The 25,741-nt window shown below is 55.8% G+C and carries 26 protein-coding genes; 12 read left to right on the top strand and 14 right to left on the bottom strand.

Annotation, left to right across the window (positions count from 1 at the left end):
* Position 1 precedes the first annotated feature (1 nt).
* Positions 2 to 1,084, top strand: a complete 1,083-nt coding sequence (locus tag SPL01S_RS22985; RefSeq protein ID WP_063202997.1) for a glycosyltransferase family 9 protein — start codon at positions 2 to 4, stop codon at positions 1,082 to 1,084.
* On the opposite strand, the gene SPL01S_RS22980 is transcribed toward SPL01S_RS22985, so the two are convergent.
* Genes SPL01S_RS22980 through rfaD form a run of 6 tightly spaced genes read right to left on the bottom strand, consistent with a single transcriptional unit; the run spans position 1,081 to position 7,476 of the window.
* Entirely contained in the window at positions 1,081 to 2,076 is a 996-nt protein-coding gene (locus SPL01S_RS22980; RefSeq protein WP_063202995.1) for a glycosyltransferase, read from the bottom strand. The two genes, SPL01S_RS22985 and SPL01S_RS22980, sit on opposite strands and share 4 nt — an antisense overlap.
* Before the next feature lie 5 nt (positions 2,077 to 2,081).
* Positions 2,082 to 3,317 (bottom strand): O-antigen ligase family protein, encoded by a 1,236-nt coding sequence (locus tag SPL01S_RS22975; protein ID WP_063202993.1) that lies wholly within the window; start codon positions 3,315 to 3,317, stop codon positions 2,082 to 2,084.
* Positions 3,318 to 3,339: 22 nt separating this feature from the next.
* On the bottom strand, positions 3,340 to 4,509 hold the full coding sequence (locus SPL01S_RS22970; protein ID WP_062869063.1) for a glycosyltransferase family 4 protein: 1,170 nt from the start codon (positions 4,507 to 4,509) through the stop codon (positions 3,340 to 3,342).
* Positions 4,509 to 5,471 carry a lipopolysaccharide heptosyltransferase RfaC gene (gene rfaC / locus SPL01S_RS22965; RefSeq protein WP_063202991.1) on the bottom strand — a complete coding sequence of 321 codons (963 nt, stop codon included), beginning with the start codon at positions 5,469 to 5,471 and terminating at the stop codon, positions 4,509 to 4,511. The genes SPL01S_RS22970 and rfaC overlap by 1 nt, the downstream gene beginning before the upstream one ends.
* 6 nt (positions 5,472 to 5,477) lie before the next feature.
* A complete protein-coding gene (rfaF, locus tag SPL01S_RS22960) occupies positions 5,478 to 6,524 on the bottom strand; it encodes an ADP-heptose--LPS heptosyltransferase RfaF (RefSeq protein ID WP_063202989.1) in 1,047 nt (348 codons plus the stop codon).
* Positions 6,525 to 6,546: 22 nt separating this feature from the next.
* Positions 6,547 to 7,476, bottom strand: coding sequence for an ADP-glyceromanno-heptose 6-epimerase (gene rfaD, locus SPL01S_RS22955; RefSeq protein WP_004953280.1), 930 nt, complete (start codon positions 7,474 to 7,476; stop codon positions 6,547 to 6,549).
* Between the two features lie 240 nt (positions 7,477 to 7,716).
* On the opposite strand from rfaD, the gene kbl reads away from it, so the two are divergent.
* Positions 7,717 to 8,913 (top strand): glycine C-acetyltransferase, encoded by a 1,197-nt coding sequence (kbl, locus tag SPL01S_RS22950; protein WP_004953277.1) that lies wholly within the window; start codon positions 7,717 to 7,719, stop codon positions 8,911 to 8,913.
* 9 nt (positions 8,914 to 8,922) lie between these two features.
* Positions 8,923 to 9,948, top strand: coding sequence for an L-threonine 3-dehydrogenase (gene tdh, locus SPL01S_RS22945; RefSeq protein ID WP_004953275.1), 1,026 nt, complete (start codon positions 8,923 to 8,925; stop codon positions 9,946 to 9,948).
* 34 nt (positions 9,949 to 9,982) lie between these two features.
* On the opposite strand, the gene SPL01S_RS22940 is transcribed toward tdh, so the two are convergent.
* The 3 genes from SPL01S_RS22940 to gpmM are packed head-to-tail and all read right to left on the bottom strand — an operon-like array spanning position 9,983 to position 13,839.
* Complete coding sequence (locus SPL01S_RS22940) at positions 9,983 to 10,948, bottom strand: divergent polysaccharide deacetylase family protein (protein WP_063202987.1); 966 nt, start codon at positions 10,946 to 10,948, stop codon at positions 9,983 to 9,985.
* A 2-nt stretch (positions 10,949 to 10,950) separates the two neighbouring features.
* Positions 10,951 to 12,285: a murein hydrolase activator EnvC gene (gene envC / locus SPL01S_RS22935; RefSeq protein WP_063202985.1), complete on the bottom strand. Its 1,335-nt coding sequence runs from the start codon at positions 12,283 to 12,285 to the stop codon at positions 10,951 to 10,953.
* A 9-nt stretch (positions 12,286 to 12,294) separates the two neighbouring features.
* Positions 12,295 to 13,839: a 2,3-bisphosphoglycerate-independent phosphoglycerate mutase gene (gene gpmM / locus SPL01S_RS22930; RefSeq protein ID WP_063202983.1), complete on the bottom strand. Its 1,545-nt coding sequence runs from the start codon at positions 13,837 to 13,839 to the stop codon at positions 12,295 to 12,297.
* 297 nt (positions 13,840 to 14,136) lie between these two features.
* Between gpmM and SPL01S_RS22925 the strand changes: the two genes are divergently transcribed.
* The 5 genes from SPL01S_RS22925 to cysE all read left to right on the top strand — a co-directional run bounded on the left by SPL01S_RS22925 (position 14,137) and on the right by cysE (position 17,385).
* Positions 14,137 to 14,571, top strand: coding sequence for a rhodanese-like domain-containing protein (locus SPL01S_RS22925; protein WP_006328896.1), 435 nt, complete (start codon positions 14,137 to 14,139; stop codon positions 14,569 to 14,571).
* Positions 14,572 to 14,599: 28 nt separating this feature from the next.
* Positions 14,600 to 14,848 carry a glutaredoxin 3 gene (grxC, locus tag SPL01S_RS22920; RefSeq protein ID WP_004953258.1) on the top strand — a complete coding sequence of 83 codons (249 nt, stop codon included), beginning with the start codon at positions 14,600 to 14,602 and terminating at the stop codon, positions 14,846 to 14,848.
* A 59-nt stretch (positions 14,849 to 14,907) separates the two neighbouring features.
* Complete coding sequence (gene secB, locus SPL01S_RS22915) at positions 14,908 to 15,378, top strand: protein-export chaperone SecB (protein ID WP_004953255.1); 471 nt, start codon at positions 14,908 to 14,910, stop codon at positions 15,376 to 15,378.
* Positions 15,378 to 16,397, top strand: a complete 1,020-nt coding sequence (gene gpsA / locus SPL01S_RS22910; protein ID WP_004953251.1) for an NAD(P)H-dependent glycerol-3-phosphate dehydrogenase — start codon at positions 15,378 to 15,380, stop codon at positions 16,395 to 16,397. Before secB ends, gpsA begins: the two co-directional genes overlap by 1 nt.
* 166 nt (positions 16,398 to 16,563) lie before the next feature.
* The gene (cysE, locus tag SPL01S_RS22905) at positions 16,564 to 17,385 is read left to right on the top strand and encodes a serine O-acetyltransferase (protein ID WP_004953246.1); all 822 of its coding nucleotides are present in this window, start codon (positions 16,564 to 16,566) and stop codon (positions 17,383 to 17,385) included.
* A gap of 66 nt (positions 17,386 to 17,451) precedes the next feature.
* On the opposite strand, the gene SPL01S_RS22900 is transcribed toward cysE, so the two are convergent.
* The 5 genes from SPL01S_RS22900 to cpxR form a co-directional block, all read right to left on the bottom strand.
* On the bottom strand, positions 17,452 to 18,123 hold the full coding sequence (locus tag SPL01S_RS22900) for a DUF3313 domain-containing protein (RefSeq protein ID WP_004953244.1): 672 nt from the start codon (positions 18,121 to 18,123) through the stop codon (positions 17,452 to 17,454).
* 106 nt (positions 18,124 to 18,229) lie between these two features.
* Positions 18,230 to 19,003: a CHAD domain-containing protein gene (locus SPL01S_RS22895; protein WP_063202981.1), complete on the bottom strand. Its 774-nt coding sequence runs from the start codon at positions 19,001 to 19,003 to the stop codon at positions 18,230 to 18,232.
* Positions 19,004 to 19,065: 62 nt separating this feature from the next.
* Entirely contained in the window at positions 19,066 to 19,539 is a 474-nt protein-coding gene (gene trmL / locus SPL01S_RS22890) for a tRNA (uridine(34)/cytosine(34)/5-carboxymethylaminomethyluridine(34)-2'-O)-methyltransferase TrmL (RefSeq protein WP_006317734.1), read from the bottom strand.
* Between the two features lie 63 nt (positions 19,540 to 19,602).
* The gene (gene cpxA, locus SPL01S_RS22885; RefSeq protein ID WP_004953237.1) at positions 19,603 to 20,976 is read right to left on the bottom strand and encodes an envelope stress sensor histidine kinase CpxA; all 1,374 of its coding nucleotides are present in this window, start codon (positions 20,974 to 20,976) and stop codon (positions 19,603 to 19,605) included.
* Positions 20,973 to 21,671, bottom strand: coding sequence for an envelope stress response regulator transcription factor CpxR (cpxR, locus tag SPL01S_RS22880; RefSeq protein ID WP_004953234.1), 699 nt, complete (start codon positions 21,669 to 21,671; stop codon positions 20,973 to 20,975). Before cpxR ends, cpxA begins: the two co-directional genes overlap by 4 nt.
* Positions 21,672 to 21,819: 148 nt before the next feature.
* Between cpxR and cpxP the strand changes: the two genes are divergently transcribed.
* From cpxP to SPL01S_RS22860, 4 genes are all read left to right on the top strand, one after another.
* The gene (gene cpxP, locus SPL01S_RS22875) at positions 21,820 to 22,314 is read left to right on the top strand and encodes a cell-envelope stress modulator CpxP (RefSeq protein ID WP_004953231.1); all 495 of its coding nucleotides are present in this window, start codon (positions 21,820 to 21,822) and stop codon (positions 22,312 to 22,314) included.
* 116 nt (positions 22,315 to 22,430) lie between these two features.
* Entirely contained in the window at positions 22,431 to 23,333 is a 903-nt protein-coding gene (gene fieF / locus SPL01S_RS22870) for a CDF family cation-efflux transporter FieF (RefSeq protein WP_004953229.1), read from the top strand.
* 231 nt (positions 23,334 to 23,564) lie between these two features.
* Positions 23,565 to 24,527, top strand: a complete 963-nt coding sequence (pfkA, locus tag SPL01S_RS22865) for a 6-phosphofructokinase (RefSeq protein WP_004953227.1) — start codon at positions 23,565 to 23,567, stop codon at positions 24,525 to 24,527.
* A gap of 184 nt (positions 24,528 to 24,711) precedes the next feature.
* Entirely contained in the window at positions 24,712 to 25,701 is a 990-nt protein-coding gene (locus tag SPL01S_RS22860; RefSeq protein ID WP_004953224.1) for a sulfate ABC transporter substrate-binding protein, read from the top strand.
* Positions 25,702 to 25,741: the final 40 nt, after the last annotated feature.

The raw sequence follows: 25,741 nt of genomic DNA, 5'->3' as shown, positions 1-25,741 counted from the left end.
CATGTCGAAAAAATGGAAAATTAAGGTCGCGGATTGGTTTTTGCGACGTTATACCGCAAAGTCCGGCCGTTTCCAGGATAAGGCGACTTTCGACAGTCGGCTTCAGTTTGACAATATCGTCATCTATTCGACCACGGCGTTGGGTGATTTTATGTTCAACACCCCCGCGCTGCGGGAACGCTATCCCGATGCGCACATTACGCTGGTGGTGCACAAGAAGAATCAGGAACTGGTGGAGAACGGCCGCTACTACGATCGCGTGGTGTATTGGGACAGTAAAATCAAGAGTATGCGGCCGCTGCTGAAGTCACTGCGCGAGCATCAGCCGGATTTGGCGCTGATCCTGCATTCGCATCTGCCGTACGACATCATCAGCGCGGTATTATCCGGTGCGAAATATATTATCCGCGATAACTACAGCTCCGGGATTTGCGGGCTTGAACCTTGGCTAACCAATTATATCTTCCATTATTACGGTCATTTTATTCGCCGCAAGCTGGAGCTGATTTCAATTTTGGGTTGTCGCAGTGACGATCCCACCATGGAAATCCCCGCGCCTTATCAGCCGGGTATCAAAAGTAGCGAGCACTGTACTGTTGGTTTTCAACTGGGCGCCTCTACCGAATCACGCTGCTGGCCGGTCTCGCATTTCGTCCGGCTGGCGGACGAACTGGTGGCCAAACACGGCAAGGTGCGTATTGTGCTGATTGGCGGCCCTTTTGATGAGGGGAAAGCGCAGCAGTTCCTGAGCCAGGTGAACCCTGAAACCCGGGTTTGCGTGGACAACCGGATTGGTAAAACGGGATTGCAGGCGCTGCTGACGCTGATCGACAGCTTCCATGTGCTGATCACCGGCGATACCGGGCCGCTGCATCTGGCGGTCGCGCTGAAAGTAAAAACCATCAGCCTGTTCGTCACGGCTGATTCACGTTCTACCGGGCCCATTCAGGATCCGGAGCTTCATCGGATTATTCAGGTTTCCCGCACCGGTTACACTATGCCGCTGGAAGCTGAAAGCCCGATGGGCGTGATCCAACCGCAGCGTATTTATGCTGAGGTGGTGGAGCATCTGTCATTGAATTAAGCGTGTTTTTCGCGCGTTCTCAGTCGCCAGCGGATTTTTGACAACCAGGTATCGACCCGGGCGTAGCGCATTTGCCGGATTTTTTTTCGCGGTACGCCGCTGTTGCGGCATACCTCAGCCACGCGGTTGAAGGTGCGCAGCGCTTCCGGCTCATAATGGTAGTAGCCGTACAGCGCTTTCGACATGCTTTTCACTTCCGAGAAACAGTTGGCGAGCATTAAGGCCGCCAATTGTCGCAAGGGCTCATCATGCGGGCGCTGATCGATAAAACGCAGCGTTTTGCCGATGGCAAACAGCATATCTTCAATATCTTTGGCTTTGACGTTGCGGGTGATGCCCTGGCTGTTATCCCGATAGAAATAAAGCTCATGGTCGAGATGGGCGATTTTCCGGGTTTTGAAATACTGGAACGGCGTGAAGATAACGTCTTCATAGCGCCGGCCGTTTTCGAATGATTCCCCTTCCAACAGCGTACGCCGATAGACCCGGCTCCAGAGATGCCACATTGAGCGGGCAAACAGCGGAGTGAGGCAGGACAGGCCCTGGTTGTCAAAATCATAAACGCTGCGGCGGGCGGTTGTCTGGTGCGGCAGCATTGGCGGGGTATCGATAAACTTTTGATAATTAAAGTCGATCAGGTCATCTTCATCCGCCAGTAGCAATGGCCGCAGAATGGCCAGGTAGTCACCGCTCAGCAAATCGTCCCCGTCAAGGAAGGTAATGTAACGCCCACGCGCGTGTTGCAGCCCGATGTTCCGGGCACAGGCGATGCCGCCATTTTTCTGCGAGATAAAGGTCACATGCGGGTGTGGGATCTCTGCCAACAACTGGCGTACCCGATCGGCGGAAGCATCGGTTGAGCCGTCGTCAATGATGACCACTTCAATATCATCGCCGATTTGGTCGAACAGTGAACTCAGGCTGGCGACAACGAAATCCTCATTATTGTAAAAAGGCACAATAAAACTGAGCAGCGGCGGTGATGAGTTCATATCGTTCAATCCTGGGAAACCGGCATTTTCTTCATCGACAGCACGCTGGCAATTATCGCCAGGCAGAATATTGCCGTGCCTTCGGTGCTGAAGAAGAGAACGTCGCTGAGCCCGTAAACAAACAGGCTGAATGTCACCCCTAACAATAACGCATTACGGTGCGGCTTAAGAGAACTGACGAATAAGCCAACGTAGAGCGCGAATAAAAACAGCACACCCCAAACACCTTTGAGCGAGTAGGTTTCCAGCAGTTCGTTATGCAGATGCACATTGATATAAGGCATAACGCCGTACAGTTCGGGTTGCTTGGCGACAATGGCCTTGATTTCCTCGCCGCGCTGCTCTGCAGATTGTCCCAACGGTGCCATCGTACCGGTACGTAAGCCGATTCTTTGCATCGTAATACGGGATATGATGGAATTGTCGATTTCCGGCGTACTGACCAGCTTCATGTTGGTTTTAAAATCATCAATGCGCTGTTCTATCTGTGATTTGAAGACAAGACCACTGACGAGTAGCAGCACAGGTACCGAAGCTATCAGTAGCATCTTGTGCTTATGGGATATCAGGTTCTTCGTTGCCAGTATCGACAAGGCGATAACAACCGGGTAAACCAACATGGCCGCCCGCGTTCCAGTGAGCACCAGCGTGGAGAACGTAACCAGGAACCCAATGATATACAAAGGAATACGGTACTTACTGCGTAGCATCAGTATCGCCTGCAGCATCACCAGATTGATGGCGGTAATCAGGTAGGCGGCGACGGTGGCGCGATCGAAGTTGATTTCTATACGCGGAATATCCAGCCACAGCCCTTGGTAAAGCGAATAACCGTTGACCGCGATGCCGGTCGCCAGCGCGACGACAACAAACGCGCGCTGCATGCAAAGCCGTTCATTTAACGCAATCAACAGGATAAACGCGGTGGCGATCAGCAATTTCCCGGTCGACATATAGGAACGGTAAATATTGATGTACTCGCCCGGTTGTTTGAAGTGCTGCAACCAGAAAATGCTTCCCATACCTACGCAGAAAAACAGAATCGGCAGAATTAAGTTTTTTTTGTTTTTAACAAAATACTTTATGTTCAGGCAGACGGCGATGAACGAGATATAGCTGGAAATATAAAACAGATTGCGCCCGGTGGCGGAGCCAAAGGGGATCGTGCAAAAAGCGATAGCGCATCCCAAATAAATAAGATAGCTGAAGGCGGGATGTGGAGTTGTTTCTTTTAGCAGCATGGGGCTGGGTTTCCTGCTCATATTACGTTTGGGTAATAAATGATTTCAGCGAATCATCAAACTCGGTCTTGAACATAGCGTAGCTGAAATGTTCGACGGGGTAACGCTGCGCATTTCGGCTCATGGTTTGGTAGGTTTCAGGTACCATCAGCCTTTCGACCGCATCCGCGCATTCCAGGTGCGACAGCAGCTTTGGCACCACCAGGGCATCGGTAGCCGGATCGTAAACATCGTGAGGGAAATCCACCTTGATACCGGTCAGTCGGCAATGTTCTTCGATTGTCACTGTAGGCGTCAGCCCAATACCGCACTGCCCGTCCTTGATCACTTCAGGCTGGCCATCCACCTGCGGGAAAATCACCGGCACGCCAAAATACAACGCTTCCATACAGGATAAGCCGAAGGGTTCGGTAATCGGCGTGCTCATATAGATATGGGTACGGTTGAAAAAGTCGGCCACGTTATCCTGAAAGCCGCTGAAAGTGACCCGATCGCCCAGTTCGAGTTTTTCTGCCAGTGCTTCAAACGCCGCCCGATCCGGCCCTTTGCCGGCGATTTCCAGGGTGACATCATGCCCGCGGCGCAGCAACTCTTGCAGCGTCAGCAATGAAACGCTGATGCCTTTCAGGCTCACCAGACGAGACGCCGTGCCTATCCTCACCGGCTGGCTCAGTGGCTTCAAACTATCATGAATACCGATAGGGGTTTTAAGCCGGTTAATCACCACGTGATTGGGGCAGGGCAGGTTAAACCGCAGCGCCATCACCCGCTTTGAGGCGTAAGACGCGGAGATGCAGCCGTCCAGCATGGCGAGGAATCGTAATGTCTTTGGATTTTTCGGATAGCGCCAGGAGCAGCCATGATCATAATAAATCAGTTTGCCGCGTTTAGGTTTCGCTGCCAGGCCGGGTACAAGATCCCAGACAATCACTACGTCGGCGTTGGCTTTCTCGATTTTTCTGTTCAGCAGGTATTTGCGCAAGAATTGCGGGCAACGCAGCGGGAACGCGTTAATCAACCTGTTGGCAAAGGTGATCTTCTGGTCAGGCATTTGCCGACGGATTTCTTCACCGACCTCACCGCTGATGCAAATGACGTCGTTGCTGCCATCGGTCGTGTCGTTGATATACTGCAGGAACAGACGTTCGACACCACCCATTTTCCCTAAATTGATAATGTGCAGTTTTTTCATCAAATAACCTTTTGCAACTCTGCCCAGACTGCGTCAGCGCTGAGCGTCGCCATGCTTTTTTCCGGAGAAATCAGGGAATGCTGATTTTGCCCATAGCCGCCGATCAATCCCGGATCGGTCGGGCCGAACAGCGTGATATTAGGCCTGTCGAGCGCAGCGGTCAGATGGCTGAGACCGGTATCGACCGAGACCACGCCTTTCGCGCCGGCCAGCACCTCGGCGACCTGCTGCAGGCTGAGTTTTGACAGCACCTCGACGTGCGGGAAGCCTTCCGCCAAACGCAGCGCGCGCAGGCGTTCGTGTTCCGCGCCCCACGGCAATTTTATCTTCAATCCGCTTGGCGCCATCAGCCCAATCAATTCCCGCCAGTGCGACTCAGGCCAATGTTTCTCATCGCGGGTCGTCGCGTGCAAAAACACCAGGTATTGCCCGGCATCGGCTGGCAGGTGGCTGAGAAAGCGCGCCGAAATGGCGTAATCGCCGTAGCTTTCCGGCTTGTCGTAGCCCAGACTTTTGGCGAACAGCTCGCGGGTGCGCTCCACGGCGTGTTGCTGTTTGTCGATGTCATGACGGTGGTTATAGAACCAACTGGCGAACGGCTCGCGGGCGCTCTTGGCATCCTGGCCGTGCTTGCTGCCTTTGGCGATGCGGGTGATCAATGCGGCGCTTTTGATTAACCCCTGGGCGTCGATCACCACGTCGTAGGTGCGCTCCTGCACCAGACGTTTAAAATCGCAACGCTCCTGACGGGTCTCGCTGCCAAACCAGTTTTTGCGCCAGCGGCGGATCGCCACCGGGATCACGCGGTCTACTGCCGGGTGCCAGGTGGGGATCTGGCTGAAACCTTCCTCCACCACCCAGTCGAAGCGAATGCCGGGAATGGCCTGCATGGCGTCGGTCAACGCCGGTAGCGTGTGGAGCACGTCTCCCATCGAGGAGGTTTTTACAATCAACACCTGCATGCTTACTTATTCCTCGCTGGCGGCAAGTAACGGCGTCAGCGCGTCCAACACCTGCTGTGGCTGAATATCGATCAGGCTCTGATGGTAACCCTGATCGGCATCGCCTTTGCGTATCTTATGGTAACCACTGATTAAGCGGATCACTTTGGCTTTATCGGACAGCGGCGGCGTGAAATCCGGGCTGCTTGGGCCGTACAATGCTATCAGCGGTTTGTTCAATGCCGCTGCAACGTGCATCAGGCCAGAGTCGTTGCTGACCACGGCCTGGCAGGACGCCAGCAGGATCACTGCCTGCTCCAACTGAGTTTCCCCGGCCAGATTCATGCAAAATACTCGGGCGTCGTCATCCAGCGCCGCGCGGATTTGTTCGCCCGCTTCATGATCCTTGGCCGAGCCGAACAGCGCGATTTGATAACCCTGATCGATCAGCATCTGGGCCAACTGGGCGTAGTGGTAGTGCGGCCAGCGTTTGGCCGGGCCAAATTCGGCCCCTGGGCAGAAACCGATAATCGGCCGGCTCCCGGTCAGGTTGAAGGCCGCGGTGGTTTCGGCAATTTCTTCGTCGCTTACCTGCAACTGCGGCCACAGCAGCGGCTGCGGCAGATCTTCGGCGCGATGGATGCGTTGCTTGTCGTAAGCCAGCGCCACATAGCGCTGTACCATCAATGGAAAGGCGGTTTTGTCCAGGACGCGGATATCATTGAGCAGACCGTAGCGCATTTCGCCACGCCAGCCGGTCCGCTGTGGCACCTGGGCGAAGAACGGCACCAATGCGGATTTGAACGAGTTCGGCAGTACGTAAGCGCGATCGTAGCCGTTGGCGCGCAGGGCGCGCCCCAAGCGCCGGCGTTCACCGAGCGCCAGCGCGCCGTGGCCTAACGGCATCGACAGAGCCTGATTGACCTCCGACATACGCGCCAGCAACGGACGGCACCAGGCGGGCGCCATCACGTCAATTTCCGCTGTCGGGTGCTCGGCCTTCAGGGTGCGGTAGAGACTTTGCGACATCATCATATCGCCAACCCACGAAGGGCCGATAACCAGTATTTTCATACCCTGAATGATTTCCTTCAGCTTAAGCGGTGCGGTTCAACCAGGCCATGTACTCTTTCACGCCTTCGGCGACCGTTTTGAACGGCGCGTCATAGCCGGCAGCGCGCAACTTGGTCAGGTCGGCCTGGGTAAACGCCTGGTAGCGACCTTTGAGTTTTTCCGGGAACGGGATGTTTTCCACCGCGCCTTTCTGGTGGAAATCGACGACCGCGTCGGCCACCGCCTGGAAGGTTTCTGCACGGCCGGTGCCGCAGTTGAAAATGCCGGACACGCCGCTTTTCCAGAACCACAGGTTTACCGCGGCCACGTCGCCGACGTAGATAAAGTCACGCTTGAAGTCCTGGCTGCCGTCGAACAGTTTCGGGTTCTCGCCGCGGTTGATCTGGCTGTTCAGGTGGAATGCAACGCTGGCCATGCTGCCTTTGTGGCCTTCGCGCGGGCCATAAACGTTGAAGTAACGGAAGCCGCAGATCTGTGAATCCGCCTCAGGCAGGATTTCACGCACGTACTGATCGAACAGGAATTTGGAGTAACCGTACACGTTCAGCGGCTCTTCAAACTGGCGCTCTTCGATAAATTCTTCACGGCCGCCGTAGGTGGCTGCCGATGAGGCGTACAGGAACGGGATTTCGCGATCCAGGCAATAATGCAGCAGGTCTTTGGAGTACTGATAGTTGTTGTCCATCATGTACTTGCCATCCCACTCGGTGGTGGATGAACAGGCACCTTCATGGAACACCGCGTCGATTTCACCCAGATCGTCACCGGCCACGATGTTGGCGATAAAATCTTCTTTATCGATATAGTCGGCGATATCCAGATCGACCAGGTTGGCGAATTTGGTGCCGTCTTTCAGGTTATCTACCACCAGGATATCGCGATACCCTGTGTCATTCAGCGCCTTAATGATATTGCTGCCGATCATGCCGGCGCCACCAGTAACGATAATCATTGGGTTACCCCTATTATTCTGCCCGGTGGGACAGGGTGCCCCACGCTCAATGCCGCTTATAATAGCATTTCATGCCGCCGCAAACATCGGACGGGCTCCGAATATCCCGCGATGTCGAGCATCAAAGCACTTTGCCGTGATATCTGCTGCAATTTTCATATTCTCTCCTGTGTATTGTCGTCAGTTTGGTTACAAATCAGTAAAATATGTGGAAAACAGACCCATCCTGGAGATAACCGAATGTCCGCGTCTTTTTATCAGCAGTTGGAACAACAGCTTGCAACCGCCCGTAGCGAAGGGTTGTTCAAGGAAGAGCGCATTATCACCACCGCTCAGCAGGCTGATATCGCCGTTGCCGACGGCCGCCATGTCATCAACTTCTGCGCCAACAATTACCTTGGCCTGGCCAACCATCCGGCGATGATCGCGGCGGCCAAGGCCGGTATGGACAGCCACGGGTTCGGCATGGCGTCGGTGCGCTTTATTTGCGGCACCCAGGACAGCCATAAGCAGCTGGAGCGGAAATTGGCCGATTTTCTCGGTATGGAAGACGCCATCCTGTATTCCTCTTGCTTCGATGCCAACGGCGGGCTGTTTGAAACGCTGCTTGGGCCGGAAGACGCGATTATCTCCGACACGCTGAACCACGCGTCGATCATCGACGGCGTACGTTTGTGCAAGGCGAAGCGTTACCGCTATGCCAATAACGACATGAACGAGCTGGCTGCGCAGCTGAAACAGGCCAAGGCCGATGGCGCGCGCCACATCATGATCGCAACCGACGGCGTGTTCTCCATGGACGGCGTGATCGCCAACCTGAAAGGGGTATGCGACCTGGCGGACCAGTATCAGGCGCTGGTGATGGTGGATGATTCCCATGCGGTAGGTTTCGTTGGCGCCAATGGGCGCGGCACCCATGAGTATTGTGACGTGATGGGCCGCGTCGACATCATTACCGGTACGCTGGGCAAAGCGCTGGGCGGCGCGTCCGGCGGCTATACTGCGGCGAAAAAAGAGGTGGTGGAGTGGTTGCGCCAGCGTTCACGGCCTTATCTGTTCTCCAACTCGCTGGCGCCGGCGATTGTCGCCGCTTCGATCAAAGTGCTGGAACTGCTGGAGCAGGGCGATGCGCTGCGCGATCGTCTGTGGGCCAATGCGAGCCTGTTCCGTGAAAAAATGACCGCGGCGGGCTTTGAGCTGGCCGGGGCCGATCACGCCATCATCCCGGTGATGTTGGGTGAAGCAAAGCTGGCGCAGGAATTCGCCAACGCGCTGCTCAAGGAAGGCATTTATGTGACCGGTTTCTTCTATCCGGTGGTGCCGAAAGGCCAGGCGCGCATCCGTACCCAGATGTCTGCTGACCACACCCCGGAGCAAATTGAGCGTGCGGTCGCGGCGTTCATTCGTATCGGTAAGGATCTTGGCGTTATTGCATAAGGTAAAACCATGAAAGCATTGTCAAAACTGAAAGCGGAAGAAGGGATTTGGATGACGGATGTGCCTCAGCCGGAGCTGGGCCATAACGACATCATGATTAAAATCCGTAAAACCGCGATCTGCGGTACCGATGTTCATATTTATAACTGGGATGAATGGTCGCAGAAAACCATCCCGGTCCCTATGGTGGTCGGCCACGAGTACGTGGGCGAAGTGGTTGCCATGGGTCAGGAAGTTAAAGGGTTTAACGTCGGGGACCGCGTTTCCGGCGAAGGCCATATCACCTGTGGCCACTGCCGTAACTGCCGTGGCGGCCGTACTCATCTGTGCCGCAACACCATTGGCGTGGGCGTGAACCGTCCAGGCTCCTTTGCTGAATACCTGGTGATCCCGGCGTTTAACGCTTTCAAGATCCCGGACAATATTTCCGATGAGCTGGCGTCAATCTTCGACCCGTTCGGCAACGCGGTTCATACGGCGCTGTCGTTTGATCTGGTTGGCGAAGACGTGTTGGTTTCCGGTGCCGGCCCGATAGGCATTATGGCCGCTGCGGTGTGCAAGCACGTTGGTGCCCGCCACGTAGTGATCACCGACGTTAACGAATACCGGCTGGAACTGGCGCGTAAAATGGGCGTGACCCGTGCGGTGAACGTCAGCAAAGAAAACCTGAACGACGTGATGGCCGAACTGGGCATGACCGAAGGGTTCGACGTGGGGCTGGAAATGTCCGGTGCACCACCGGCGTTCCGTACGTTGCTGAATGCGATGAACCACGGCGGCCGCATCGCCATGCTGGGTATTCCACCGTCGGATATGTCGATCGACTGGAATCAGGTTATCTTCAAAGGGCTGTTTATCAAAGGGATTTATGGCCGTGAGATGTTTGAGACCTGGTATAAGATGGCGGCGCTGATCCAGTCTGGTCTGGATCTGACACCTATCATCACCCACCGTTTCTCGATCGATGAGTTCCAGCAGGGCTTTGACGCCATGCGCTCCGGGCAGTCCGGAAAAGTGGTTTTGAGCTGGGATTGACAGTAAAAAGGGCCGGAAGATTCCGGCCCTGATTTTATGCTTTCGGTTTGTCTGGCGCTGAGCCGACCCAGCGATGCCACTGGCGTTTGATAAACTCTGCCGCCGGCGACTGTGTTACGCTTTCGCCGATCACGCTTATCGCCTTGCCTGCGTTGACTTTTTCCTTCGGCAACTTGACCTTGCACTGCTTGATACCGCCGGTGAACGGGTTCTTCGGCTGCGGTTTCTGCGGCTTGACCGGCGGTGGAACGTAACTGCCGCCGCCGCTGTTACTCTGCGGTTCATTCAGCAGCGAACTGGGTTTCACCAGCACGATATCGGCCGGCAACGTCGGCAGCATTTGCTGCAGCACCTTTACCGTTGCCGGACGTGGATGGCCAATCGCGATGGCGGAACCGTTGCGGCGTGCCAGATCGACCGCACGGTTAAACTGGCGGCGAATATCGGCCTCGTTGGCGGTATCGTCCAGAAACACTTTACGCTTGATGACCTTCACCCCGGTGCCTGCAGCGGCACGGGTGGCCTGGCTATTGCCAATGGTCATGCTATCGAGAAAGTACAGGCGGTAACTTTCGAGCGCCTGCATGACTTTCTGCATGCCCGGCAGACTGGAGGTCATGGCGCTGCCCATGTGGTTGTTCATCCCGACCGCGTAGGGCACGTTATTCACCGCATTGCGGATGATGCGCTGGATCTCTTCGCTGCTCATGGAAGGCTGCAGCGTATCGCGCTCCAACGGCTGTTTGCTGAGCGGGGCCATTGGCATGTGAATCAACACTTCGCGGCCCTGGCTGTGGGCGCGGGTGGCCATTAGACGGGCGTGAGGGGCATTGGGCAGCACGGCAACGGAGATCGCCGTCGGCATTTGCAGCACGGCGTCTTCCTCGTGCGGCCGATAACCCACGTCATCGATAACGATGGACAACTTCCCCGCCTGCGCGGCGCAAACCTGCAACAGACAGCCAATCAATACGACAGTACGGGTTTTGATATAGCGCAAATCTATCTTCCCAACCACGGTAGTGGGTTAACCGCCTGACCCTGACGACGGATTTCGAAATAAAGCGCCGGCGTTCCCTGACCCCCGCTGGTGCCTACCAAGGCTATCGGCTGCCCGGCGCGGACCTGCGCCCCGACGTTGACCAACGCGCTCTGATTGTAGCCATACAGGCTCATGTCGCCCTTACCGTGCTCGACTACGACGACCAGACCATAGCCTTGCAGCCAGTCGGCCAGCAATACGCGGCCGTCGGCAATGGCTTTCACTTCGCTACCTTCGGCAGCCGAGATAACCATGCCTTTCCAGCGTAACTCACCCTGCAATTGTTCACCAAAACTGTGCAAGGTGCGGCCACGAACCGGCCACATCGCTTGTCCGCTCGGTCTGCCAAGGCCGCCGGTACGGGCAATCAGCGAGCGGTCAGCTTCGCTAGGTTTGTAACTGGTGCCGGTTTTCTTCGCCTGCTGTTCTTTGGCGCGCATTTGCTCGCGCACCTTGGCGGCTTCACGCGCTTCACGTTCGGCACGGGCGCGGGCTTCGCGTTCAGCTCGGGCAATTTTATCGCGCATGCGGGTTTCGTTTTGACGCAGTTCCACCAGCCGCTGCTGATCTTTTTCCAGCGAGGCTTCCAGTGCGGTCAGCGTTTGCTTACGTGCGCCACGTGCCTGCTCCAGCTTCTGTTGTTGCGTTTGCTGTTCGCCCAACAGCGATTTTTGCTGGCCCTGTTTGGCCACCAGCGTGGTTTTTTGCTTTGCCAGCTCGACACGGGTTCGCTTCAGTTCTTCGATAGTTTGCTGACGCGCCTCGTTCAGATAGCTGAAGTAAGCCAGAATACGCTCGCTGCGCTGGCTCTCCTCACCGCTGAGGATCAGTTGTACTGCACTGTGTTGCCCCTGCCGGAAAGCGGCGTCGAGCTGTTTGGCGAGGATCTCTTGCTGAGTAGACTGCTGCTTTTGCAGCTTGGCGATGGAGGCGTTCAGGCCGGAAATGTCTTTCCCCAGTTGGCTTAGCGTGCCCTGGGTGTCACGCAACAGGCGGCTGGCCTGCGCGATGGTTTTTTCCTGCTGTTTAAGCTGATCCTGCAATGAGCTGCGTTGCTGCTGCTGCTGTTTAACCGCCTTCTCTTTTTCGGCGATGCTTTGCTGGATGTCTTTGAGCTGGGATTTGTTGTCTTCCGCCGCCTGTCCGGCTAACGGCAACAGCAAGACGCCAGCGCAAAATACGCTGGCGCACATGGCGGTCAACTTCCTTGGCGCTGTGCGTTCAGGCAGCGGCCGGCTGCCTGCGTTTGCGCTTCGGGTTACCCTTGATAGTGCAAAAAACGCCTTCTCCCTCATGGAGAAGGATTATTCCACGATGAACAGCGGCTTACCAGTCATCTCTTTCGGGATTTCCATTCCCATCAGCGTCAACATGGTCGGCGCGATATCGGAAAGCTTGCCGCCGTTGACCGCGTGAGCAGGCTTGCCGATGTAAATCAGCGGCACCGGCAGGCTGGTATGGGCGGTATGCGCCTGACCGGTGGCCGGATCGCGCATTTGTTCGGCGTTGCCGTGATCGGCGGTGATCAACAGCTGTCCGTCAACGGCCTTAACGGCCTCCACGACCTGTGCGATGCAGCTATCGAGGGTTTCCACCGCTTTCACCGCCGCGTCATAGACGCCGGTATGGCCCACCATGTCGCCGTTCGGGTAGTTGCAGATAATGGCGTCGTATTTGCCGCTGCTGATGGCACTCAGCAGTTTGTCGGTCAGCTCCGCCGAACTCATTTCCGGTTGCAGATCGTAGGTGGCGACCTTCGGCGAGTTGACCAGCACGCGTTCTTCGCCTTTGAACGGTTCTTCCACACCGCCGTTATAGAAGAAAGTGACGTGTGCGTATTTTTCGGTTTCCGAGATGCGCAACTGCGTTTTGTCGTGCTTCATCAGCCATTCGCCGAAGGTGTTGTTTAACGACGCCGGCGGGTAGGCGCAAGGAGTTTTGATGTCGGCGGCATATTCGGTCAACATCACGAAATCACCGAAGTTCACCACTTTGGCGCGGGGGAATCCGTCGAAATCGGCATTCACGAAGGCGCGCACGATCTGGCGTGCGCGATCGGCGCGGAAGTTCATGAAAATCAGCGCGTCGCCATCTTGCAGAGCGGCGGAGGCTTCACCGGCGGCCTGAAGCACGGTCGGTTTCACGAACTCGTCGTTTTCGCCGCGCTCATAAGCGGCTTGCAGTGCGGCAACGGCGTTATCGGCCACGTAATCGCCCTGAGCCTCAGTCATCAGCGCATAAGCCAGTTGAACACGGTCCCAGCGATTGTCGCGGTCCATGGCGTAATAGCGGCCAATCAGCGAGGCGATGCGCCCGGCGCCCAGTTTGGCAAAGGCGTCGCTAAAGCGTTGCAGCGAGTTTTCTGCACTGCGCGGCGGAGTGTCGCGGCCGTCCAGGAAGGCGTGCAGGTACACGGCTTTCGCGCCGCGTTGAGCGGCCAGTTCAATCATGGCCAAAATGTGGTCTTCATGACTGTGCACGCCGCCCGGCGACAGCAGGCCCATGATATGCACCGCTTTTCCCGCCTGTACGGCCTTGTCGACCGCTGCCGTCAGCGTCGGGTTGGCGAAGAAGTCGCCGTCTTTGATTTCTTTATCCAGTCGGGTCAGATCCTGATAAACGATGCGTCCGGCGCCCAGGTTGACGTGGCCGACCTCCGAGTTGCCCATCTGGCCATCAGGCAAGCCCACGTCCAGGCCGGAAGCGGCGATCAGGGTATGCGGCTGCTGTTGCCACAAGCGATCCATCACCGGCGTTTTGGCGTTCAGAATGGCATTGTCCTGTTGCTCCTCCCGATGGCCGTAGCCGTCCAGGATCACCAGCACCATCGGCTTTTTGTTACTCGACATTGCATTAACCTCGTTATGAACTTTTAAGTTGTGAATAGCCATCGGCCCGCAATCGGAATGATGGCTATTCACCTTAAAACCGCCCGATTTTACAACGCGTACGATTAAAAAGAGCCTCGAGAGATCAAAGTTGCGGCGAACAAGACCGGCTTTTATGCTCTGACGTTAGGAATTTCTCAGCGCACTCCGCAGTTTCTGCAATAGCGCTTGCTTATTGGCTGTATTTGCCGCACTCGGCAGGTATACTCTGGAACCTTGACTTATTTATCCCTTAACTGACGGGAGTTGTTACACCCCATGCTGCAAGAAATTATGCAATTCGTTAGCAAGCATCCGATACTGAGCCTGGCGTGGATTGGCTTGCTGGTTGCCGTGATCGTCATGACGTTCAAAAGCCGTTTCTCCAAGGTGAAAGAGATCGCTCGTGGTGAAGCCACTCGCCTGATTAATAAAGAAGATGCCGTTGTGGTTGATACCCGCAGCCGTGATGATTTCCGTAAAGGCCACCTGGCCAACGCCATCAACCTGACGGCGAGCGAAATCAAAAACGGCAGCCTGGGCGAGCTGGAAAAACACAAGGCTCAACCGATCATCGTGGTTTGCGCCAACGGCACTGCCTCTCGCGAGCCGGCGGAAAACCTGAGCAAGGCCGGTTTTGAAAACGTGGCCATGCTGAAAGACGGTATTGCCGGCTGGAGCGGGGAAAACCTGCCGTTAGTGCGCGGTAAGTAATTCTTTAATGTATTTGAGGTGGTAATCCATGGCTAACATTGATATCTACACCAAAGCGACCTGTCCGTTCTGCCATCGCGCCAAAGCGCTGCTGAACAGTAAGGGTGCGGCGTTTAACGAAATCGCCATTGATGGCGATAATGAAAAACGCGAAGCGATGATTGCGCGCAGTGGGCGCACCACCGTGCCTCAGATTTTCATCGACGACCGGCATATCGGCGGCTGCGATGATTTATATGAACTCGATGCTCGTGGTGGTCTGGATCCGTTGCTATAAGCGGACCACTGCCGGTTACTGAGTGTCAATAAGGACGTTTAACCAAGGGTATTACACACATGTCAGAACAAAACAGCACAGAGATGGCTTTCCAGATTCAGCGCATTTACACCAAGGATATCTCCTTCGAAGCGCCAAACGCTCCGCAGGTTTTCCAGCAGGAATGGCAGCCAGAAGTTAAACTGGATCTAGATACCGCTTCCAGCCAGTTGGCTGACGAAGTGTATGAAGTTGTACTGCGCGTAACCGTGACTGCGTCTCTGGGCGAAGAAACTGCGTTCCTGTGTGAAGTGCAGCAGGCGGGCATCTTCTCCGTTGCAGGCATCGACGGCACGCAGCTGGCGCATTGCCTGGGTGCATACTGCCCGAACATTCTGTTCCCGTATGCGCGTGAGTGCATCACCAGCCTGGTTTCTCGCGGCACATTCCCGCAACTGAACCTGGCACCGGTTAACTTTGACGCGCTGTTCATGAACTATCTGCAACAGCAGGCGGAAGGCGAAGGTGCCGCACCACATCAGGATGCCTGATGAACACCGTCAATGCTTCAATGACCGTTATCGGTGCCGGCTCGTACGGCACCGCATTAGCCATTACGCTGGCGCGTAACGGCCACCCCGTGGTGCTGTGGGGGCATAACCCAGAGCAAATTCAAAAATTGCAGCGTGACCGCTGCAATCAGGCGTTTCTCCCCGACGTTGCCTTCCCCGACACGCTGCTGTTAGAAGCCGATCTGGCACGTGCGCTGGCTGCCAGTCGCGATGTGCTGGTGGTGGTGCCAAGCCATGTGTTCGGTGACGTATTGCGCCAACTAAAGCCGCATCTGCGCCCGGATGCCCGCATTGTGTGGGCGACCAAAGGGTTGGAAGCGGAGACCGGCCGGTTGTTGCAGGACGTAGCGCGCGAAGCGCTGGGCGATGATATCCCGCTGGCGGTAGTCTCAGGGCCAACGTTCGCCAAAGAGCTGGCCGCCGGGCTGCCGACGGCTATTGCGCTGGCTTCCACCGATACTCAGTTTGCGGAAGATCTGCAACAGCTGCTGCACTGCGGTAAAAGCTTCCGCGTTTACAGCAACCCCGATTTTATCGGCGTGCAGTTGGGTGGTGCGGTGAAGAACGTGATTGCCATCGGCGCCGGGATGTCAGACGGCATCGGCTTTGGCGCCAATGCGCGTACTGCATTGATTACCCGTGGCCTGGCGGAAATGAGCCGCCTCGGCTCGGCGTTGGGCGCCGATCCCTCGACCTTCATGGGCATGGCCGGTTTGGGTGATCTGGTGCTGACCTGCACCGATAATCAATCGCGCAACCGCCGTTTCGGTATTATGCTGGGGCAGGGAAAAGGCGTGCAAGAAGCGCAAGACAGTATCGGTCAGGTGGTTGAAGGCTATCGCAATACCAAAGAGGTGTTGGCGCTGGCGCAGCGACACGGTGTGGAAATGCCGATTACCGAACAGATTTACCAGGTGCTGTACTGCCATAAAAATGCCCGGGAAGCCGCGTTGAGCCTGTTAGGGCGCACCAGAAAAGACGAAAAGCACAGCATCTGATCCCCATACCCTGGGGATTTCAGGTTGCAGCCAACGGTGCTACGGCTTGAAGGGCGACAAGTATAAAACCGATAGGCGGGGCAGCGAGCTGACCCCGGCAATTGATTTGGGCTGCCTGACCGAGATGCGGTGAGGCAGCCTGTTTTGCAAGGTGGAGAGGAACCTGATGTCGTCAGAAGAGTTAGAGCAGGTCTGGAAGAGCATCAAATCAGAAGCGAGAGAGCTGGCTGAGTGTGAACCGATGCTGGCTAGCTTTTTCCATGCGACGTTGCTCAAGCATGAAAACCTGGGCAGTGCGCTCAGCTATATTCTGGCAAACAAGCTGGCAAATCCGATTATGCCGGCTATTGCGGTGCGTGAAGTGGTGGAAGACGCCTACCTTGCCGATAAGCAGATGATCGTCTCGGCAGCGCGCGATATCCTGGCGGTGCGTTTGCGCGACCCGGCGGTAGATAAATACTCGACGCCGCTGCTGTATCTGAAAGGTTTCCATGCGCTGCAGGCTTACCGTATCGGCCACTGGCTGTGGTTGCAGGGGCGCCAGGCGTTGGCGATTTACCTGCAAAATCAAATTTCGGTCGCCTTTGGCGTGGATATTCACCCTGCGGCCACTATTGGCTGCGGTATTATGCTCGACCATGCCACGGGCATCGTTATTGGTGAAACCGCAGTAGTGGAAAACGACGTGTCCATCCTGCAGTCGGTCACCCTTGGCGGTACCGGCAAAACCAGCGGCGATCGTCATCCGAAGATCCGAGAGGGCGTAATGATTGGCGCCGGGGCTAAAATTCTCGGCAATATCGAGGTGGGCAAAGGCGCAAAAATCGGTGCCGGCTCGGTAGTATTGCAATCCATACCGCCGCATACCACTGCCGCCGGGGTGCCGGCGCGCATCGTCGGCCGACCGGAAAGCGATACGCCTTCGATGGATATGGATCAGTACTTCAACGGCACCAATCAGGGTTTTGAGTTCGGCGACGGCATTTAAGCCGGTTTGCTGATGGATAAAATCGGGGGGAGCTTTAGGCTCCCCCCGATGTTTTCCGGCAGAGAATTAACCCTGTTTCGGGAATTTCACGATATCGGTAACCATGCTATCGATCGCCGCTTTGACCTCGTTCGCCGTCACCGGCGCTGAGTCATTGCTGACGGTCTTGCCATAGCCCTTACGCACCACTTCCATCACCGTTTTGCCGGTATCCTGATCGATCAGTTGCGCTTCTAGGAACAGCGTGGTGTTTTGCGTGCGGTGCCCGCTGGCGGCCATGGTGCTGGCGATCACCGCGGTAACCGGGGTCACTTCATAGAACTTCAGATCTTCATTTTCAGCCGACACGGCGGTGATCGCCACTTTGGCGAGCAGCACGCGCGATCCTGACGGGCTTTGCAGCACGGTCATTCGCTCGCTCAGTGCGGCGTTGATTCGCTGATTGGCGTAGTCTTTGATTTTGTTCAGCGTATCCTGGTTGACGCGTGCCGTCGGTTTGGCCGCCGGGTAATAGGTCACAGGAGAAAAATAGACGCCCCGGTAATTGGATTCTTTAAAGGTAGGATCGATCCAACGCAGCGTTTTATGGCCGGTGGCCGATTCAGTTTCCTGCAGCTTGCTGTAATCGCTCAGAAAACCTGAATACTGCTGCTTATTTGCTACTTTAGACGAACAGCCCGCCAACAACAGGCCTGTTGCCAGCACCGCCATGGCAACGCTCAAGCGTTTTTTTTTCATACGATTTCCTATGATGAATGTCTATTACCCTTACAAAACATAGCTCATTATCTTCTATTGCAGCGAATGTTTTGGGGCCAGACGTGCACTGTCTTTGCATACTTTGTCAGGATCGTGATGCGTCGCGGGTTTTAGAGGTGAGCGCCCGCGAAAGCGCAAATAATGCTGCTTCAGCCCTCTCCAGCGCTGTTTCCTGAGCGTCTTGCCATTCTGGCAGCAGCGGCCAGAGATCTTGCTGATTTTCGGCTTGCCGGCACCAGACAAAACGATCGTGCCACTCTCCCAGTGCATTTTGCGCCACTTTCAGGCTGGCGGTGGCTTCCGGAGTGATAAGCGAGAACTGTGGGTAGGCGTCGGTAACATAGCGCAGCCGCTTGATCAGCAGGCGCAGCCGGTGGCGATCGTAGTGCCCGTCGGCCAGCGCCAGACGCAGCTGTTTCACCTGCCGGGACAGGCGATGGGCAACGCGGCGTTTTGCGTGCCGGCGTTTGGCTCTATGGAAGCTTTTTGGCCAGTCGTGCAGCAAGTTGGGAAAGCGGAACAGCAAGGGATGTGACGCAAGGGCGAGGTTGCGGCTTTGCAATTCGGTTTTGCGGACGTTGGTCTGCCACTCTAGCGGATGTCGCGCCAAATCGGCGATCAACACTTCCAAATCGCGTATCGGCGTGGTGAGTTTCCCCAGGCTGGCGGCGGCGTTGTCGAGTTGTGCGACGCCGGGTGTGCCGCGTAATGGTCTCAGCAGGCTCCTGATTCGCCGCAGGTTGATGCGTACGTTGTGCAGAGCCTCAGTGTCCGTCGTGTCCTGCAAACGCGCCAGCGCCTGATTCAGCGCATTCTCGAGCCTGCGGAAGTGGGCGATAATACTCTCTGTGAAAGCCATGCGATGTCCCCGGAGAGGTGATCTGTTCAGATTATCCTCCCCGCAGGACGGGTTGTCACCGCTTAAGGTTTAATCAGTGCGCCGGCATAGTCCAACTGCCGCCAGGCTTCGTACACCACCACCGCGACGGCGTTCGACAGGTTCATGCTGCGGCTTTGCGCCTGCATGGGGATGCGGATTTTCTGCTGTGCAGGCAAGGCCTCGAGGATCTCGGCGGGCAAGCCACGAGTTTCCGGCCCAAACAGCAGGTAGTCGCCGGCCTGATAGCTGACCGCGCTGTGTGCTGGGGTACCTTTGGTGGTCAGGGCAAACAGTCGCTGCGGGTTTTCGCTGGCGATAAAGGCGGCGTAATCGGCGTGACGTCGGATATTGGCGAATTCATGATAATCCAGCCCGGCGCGGCGCAGCCGTTTGTCGTCCCATGGAAAACCCATCGGTTCTATCAGGTGTAACTGGAAGCCTGTATTGGCGCACAGACGGATAATATTGCCGGTATTGGGTGGAATTTCAGGTTCAAATAAAACGATGTTCAGCATGTAAAAAGCCCCTCATGAAGAGGGGCGCAGAATAACAAAATCTTGCCGATCTGTCTTAGGCGATCAACGCTGGTGCAGAGGTAGCCACAGTACCAACCGCAGGCCGCCGAGCGGGCTGTCTTCCGCCTTCACCCAGCCGCGGTGTTGATTGACCGCAGCCTCGACAATCGCCAGGCCCAGACCGGTGCCGCCCGATGCGCGATCGCGTGCTTCGTCGGTACGGTAGAACGGCCGGAAAATCTGCTCGCGATCTTCCTCGCTGACGCCAGGACCGTCGTCGTCGACCACAATAGTGATGCCCTGGTTGTCGGCGCTAAACGCCACGGCAATGCGCGTGTTCGAATAGCGCAGGGCGTTACGCACGATGTTTTCCAGTGCGCTGTCTAATGCGCTGGCGTTGCCGAATAGCGCCCAGGGGCCTGGAGGGGAGCTGACTTCCAGGTGTTTGCCCATTTGCTCGGCTTCGAATCCGGCGTCATCCAGCACGTCGGCCCACAGTTCGTTGGCCAACAGCCGCTCGCGCGCCAACTCGCTTTTCTGCTGCCCGCGCGACAGCACCAGCAGATCGTTGATCATCGAGTCCAGACGCTGCGCCTCGGTTTCGATGCGCGCCAGTTCATGTCCTTCGCCGTGACGACGGCGCATTAGCGCGGTAGCCAACTGCAAGCGGGTGAGCGGTGTGCGCAGCTCATGCGAGATGTCGGAGATTAGCCGCTGTTGGGCGGTCATCATGCGCTCCAGCGCACTAACCATCTGGTTGAAGCTGGCGCCGGTGGCCAGAAACTCTTGCGGCCCAGATTCCAGCTCCGGATGCTGTTTCAGGTTGCCGCGGGCGACGTCATCGGCGGCGTTTTTTAACTTGCGCGCCGGTTTGGCCAGGCTCCAGGCCAGCCACAACAGTAGGGGGGCGCTGATCAGCATGGTGACGATCAGCAGCAACAGCGGCCGGTCGAACATCAGGTTGATAAAATCGGATTGTGGGCTGTTGGCGGGACGAATGAGATACAGCTGGTAGTTGTCCTCGCCATCGCGCACGGAGAACGGGCCGACCAGCTCGACGCGGCCGTATTTTTTCTTCTTCGGATGATCAGAGTTATCAGACTGGCCGATAAAGTTACGCACCAGCTGCATTTCGTTGCGCTGCATGTTACCAATCACGCGGCCTTCGCTGGTGACCAGAAGCAGGCGTTGCCCTGGCGGGGCCCATTTTTCAATGGCGCGAAATAAGCGCCGCCACCACATCAGGTCGTTGGCCGGATCGTTTTGCAACTCGGCCTCGACGTGTTGTTCCAGCATTAACCCCTGCCGCTGCTCGCTGTCCAGTAGCGAGGTCATTTGGCGGGAGTCGAGCTTGGGCACCATCAACACCAGCATCAGCACCAGGGCTAATGTGAACCAAAAAATGGCGAAGATACGTGCCGTCAAACTGTTGATCATGTTGCAGATACCATTAAATAACCCCGACCGCGCAGGGTCTTGAACCACGGATGGCCATCTTTGCGGTTCGGCAGTTTACGTCGCAGGTTGGAGATATGCATGTCGATGGCGCGATCGAATGGCGTCAGGCGCTTACCCAATACTTCCTGGCTCAGCAGCTCACGCGACACGACCTGGCCAAGGTGCTGCGCCAGCAGGTACAACAGGGTAAATTCGGTACCGGTGAGATCCAGCGTTTGGCCGTCAAAGCTGGCTTCCTGGCGGCCCGGATTGAGCTGCAGGCCGTCAACGTCCAGCGTCGGTGCGCCGGTATCGACATTTTGCTGCTGTTCGCTCCAGTTGGAACGGCGCAGGATGGCGCGGATACGCGCCACCAATTCACGATCGTTAAAGGGTTTCGGCAGGTAGTCATCGGCACCCAGTTCCAGCCCCAGCACGCGATCCAGTTCGCTGCCGCGGGCAGTCAACATAATGACCGGCGTCTGGTGATGCTGGCGCAGCTCTTTCAAGGTATCGATACCGTTTTTCTTCGGCATCATGATATCGAGCAGCAGCAGATCGATGGAGCTGTCGAGCAGCGACAACGCCTGTTCGCCATCGTAAGCAACGACGATAGTAAAACCTTCCATTTCAAGCAGTTCTTTTAACAGCGAGGTCAGCTCGCGGTCGTCGTCAACTAACAGAATTTTATTCATTATGTTTTACCTCCTGACGCAAAATACGTCATCAACTGTTGGCATTCCATGACTTTACGTAGTTTTACATGCACTGACGCATGTTTGCAGGTGCAGCAGTACACTGCTCCTCGTTGATTCGCAAAGTGAGAAAGAACGAGGAGTTAAAATGCGTAAGGTAACCGCATTAGTTATGGCATCAATGCTGGCAATAGGTTCTACCGCTGCGTTTGCTGCTGACACTACTTCGGAAACTGCACCGACTCCCGGAAATGATGCGATAACCAGAGTCCCTGGCCAGCACCACATGTTTGACGGTGTCAGCCTGACTGAGCAGCAGCGCCAGCAAATGCGCGATTTAATGCGCCAGGCGCGCCACGATCTGCCTGGTGTCAATGTAGCTGAAATGGAAGCCATGCATAAACTGGTGACCGCAGACAAATTTGATGAAGCCGCCGTGTATGCTCAGGCGGAAACAATGGCTCAGCAACAGGTTAAGCGCCAGGTCGAAATGGCCCGGGTGCGTAATCAAATGTATAACCTGCTGACGCCACAGCAAAAAAGCGTTTTAGACCAGAAACATCAGCAGCGAATGCAGCAGATGGAGCAACAAATTTCTGGTTTGCAGCAAACTTCTGCCCAGAAGTTGAGTATGACTGAGTAGTCCCCTGTTTTTCCTTGCCATAGACACCATCCCTGTCTTCCCCGCCATGATGGCGGGGCTTTTTTTGCCCGTCATTCCGTTATACTGACCCTCTCATGTTTTACCCAAGGTGGGTTATGGAACCGCAATATGCGCGTTTGGTGAAGTCCACCGCGTTAGCTGCCACCGTGTTGGCCTCCACGCTGTTACTGATAAAAATTGTTGCCTGGTATCGCACCGGTTCGGTGAGCCTGCTGGCTGCGCTGGTGGATTCCCTGGTGGATGTTGCCGCATCGCTGACTAACCTGCTGGTGGTGCGTTACTCGCTGCAACCGGCCGATGAGGAGCACACCTTCGGGCATGGTAAGGCGGAGTCGCTGGCGGCGCTGGCGCAAAGCATGTTTATTTCCGGCTCGGCGCTTTTTCTGTTTCTGACCGGTTTTCAGCATCTGTATTCGCCGGAAACCTTGCGTGACCCCGGCATAGGTATTGCCGTGACAATCGTTGCGCTGGTCAGCACCCTGATCCTGGTCACATATCAGCGTTGGGTGGTAAGAAAAACTCGCAGCCAGGCCGTGCGAGCAGATATGCTGCATTATCAGTCAGATGTCATGATGAATGGTGCTATTCTTATTGCGCTTGGGCTAAGCTGGTACGGTTTCCAGCGGGCAGATGCGCTGTTTGCATTGGGAATTGGCGTCTACATTCTCTATAGCGCGCTGCGGATGGGCTATGAAGCGGTACAATCGCTGCTGGACAGAGCATTGCCGGATGACGAGCGCCAGGCGATTATCGACGTAATCTCTTCCTGGCCGGGGGTGAAAGGCGCGCACGATCTGCGCACACGCCAGTCCGGCCCGACGCGTTTTATCCAGTTGCATCTGGAAATGGACGATGAGCTGCCGTTGATGCAGGCGCATATTCTGGCCGAACAGGTGGAGCAGGCGCTGTTGCATCGTTTTCCGGGGGCGGATGTCCTCATCCACCAGGACCCTTGTTCCGTGGTGCCATCGGGCCGGCAGGGGCATTGGGAGCTATAATTCATGCAGGGCGGTCAGGATAAGTACGGCAGGCGAATAACGAGTTAGCTCAGCGTGCCATGTCGATTTTTTACCGTAATATTGCGTGACTTGAATCAATTCAGCTGGGTGTTTTTGTTATAATATCCAGCAATAAAGCCGTAACGCTGGTTTTCTGCAGCCGGAGAGGTTCCAAGGCAATCGGCGAATACAGAATTCTTAAGAAATTGCATCTACAGTTCAGAGGTAGTCATGATCAAGAAAATCGGTGTACTGACGAGTGGCGGTGATTCGCCGGGTATGAATGCTGCGATCCGTGGCGTTGTGCGTGCCGCGCTTTCGGAAGGTCTGGAAGTTTTTGGTATTTACGATGGCTACCTTGGTTTGTACGAAGATCGCATGGAACGGTTGGACCGCTATAGCGTGTCCGATATGATCAACCGCGGTGGCACCTTCCTCGGTTCAGCGCGTTTCCCTGAGTTCAGAGACGACAGCGTGCGTGCCAAGGCGATTGAAAACCTGAAAAACCGCGGTATCGATGCATTGGTGGTGATCGGCGGCGACGGTTCCTATATGGGGGCCAAGCGCCTGACGGAAGAAGGTTTCCCTTGTATCGGCCTGCCGGGCACCATTGATAACGACGTGGCCGGTACCGACTACACCATCGGCTTCTTCACCGCGCTTGAAACCGTGGTCGAAGCGATTGACCGTCTGCGCGACACCTCATCTTCGCATCAGCGTATTTCCATCGTTGAAGTGATGGGGCGCTATTGCGGCGATCTGACGCTGGCGGCGGCCATCGCAGGTGGCTGTGAATTTATCGTGTTGCCTGAAACCGAATTCAACCGCGAAGACCTGGTCTGTGAAATCAAGGCCGGTATCGCCAAAGGCAAAAAACACGCGATCGTGGCGATCACCGAGCACATCTGCGATATCGATGAACTGGCGCGCCATATCGAACAAGAAACCAAGCGCGAAACCCGTGCTACCGTGCTGGGGCATATTCAGCGCGGCGGTTCGCCGGTGGCTTACGATCGTATTCTGGCTTCCCGCATGGGCGCTTACGCCATCGAACTGCTGTTGCAGGGTTACGGTGGCCGTTGCGTCGGTATCCAGAACGAGAAGATGGTGCATCACGACATCATCGATGCGATCGAAAACATGAAGCGTCCGTTTAAGGGCGACTGGTTGGATACGGCGAAAAAACTGTACTGATCCCTATCCAGCCCGGCAGTCACAGCCTCCGCATGCGGGGGCTTTTTTTTGTCCGGCGCGTTTATATTCCATAATCGTCTAGCCCAAAATTTTTAATTCTTTAATTGGTGAGAGAGTTTCTGGCAGGCTCTGATGCTAAATCAACCGATTGAGGTTGCGATTATTTTCCTGGGAGAACGAGTCGATGCGTAAATGGGGTGTAGGTCTGACAATAATGCTGCTGGCGTCCGGTGCCATGGCGAAAGATATCCAACTGCTGAACGTTTCGTACGACCCGACGCGTGAGTTCTATCAGGAATACAACACCGCATTCGGTAAGTACTGGCAGCAGCAAACCGGCGATAAAGTGACTGTGCGTCAGTCGCATGGCGGTTCCGGTAAGCAGGCCACCTCGGTGATTAACGGTATTGAGGCCGACGTGGTAACACTGGCGCTGGCCTATGATGTGGATGCCATCGCCGAGCGTGGGCGCATCGACAAAGACTGGATCAAACGTCTGCCGGACAACTCCGCGCCTTATACCTCGACCATTGTGTTCCTGGTGCGCAAAGGCAACCCAAAACAAATTCACGACTGGGCCGATTTGATTAAACCGGGCGTGTCGGTGATTACACCGAATCCGAAAACCTCCGGTGGTGCTCGTTGGAACTATCTGGCTGCCTGGGGTTACGCGCTGCACCACAACAATAACGATAAAGCCAAGGCGCAGGAGTTCGTGAAAAACCTGTATAAAAACGTTGAAGTGCTGGATTCCGGTGCGCGTGGCTCAACCAATACCTTCGTTGAACGCGGTATCGGCGACGTGCTGATTGCCTGGGAAAACGAAGCGTTGCTGGCGGAAAAAGAGCTGGGTAAAGACAAGTTTGAGATTATCACTCCGAGCGAATCGATCTTGGCTGAACCAACCGTGTCAGTGGTGGATAAAGTGGTCGATAAGCGCGGGACCCGCGATGTGGCTACGGCTTACCTGAAGTACCTGTATACGCCGGAAGGGCAGACCATCGCGGCGAAAAACTACTATCGCCCGCGTGATGCGGCAGTGGCGGCCAAGTTTGCCGACCAGTTCCCGAAACTGAAACTGTTTACCGTGGATGATACCTTCGGTGGCTGGACCGAAGCGCAGAAGGTGCACTTTGCTACCGGCGGCGTGTTCGATGAGATCAGCAAGCGCTGATGCTTTTGTGACAGCAATAAAAAACCCCGGCATGCCGGGG

The sequence above is a fragment of the Serratia plymuthica NBRC 102599 genome, from assembly GCF_001590925.1.
Classification (GTDB): domain Bacteria; phylum Pseudomonadota; class Gammaproteobacteria; order Enterobacterales; family Enterobacteriaceae; genus Serratia; species Serratia plymuthica.
The sequence above is the reverse complement of the archived record's forward strand: the minus strand, read 5'-3'. Positions and strand labels throughout refer to the sequence as shown.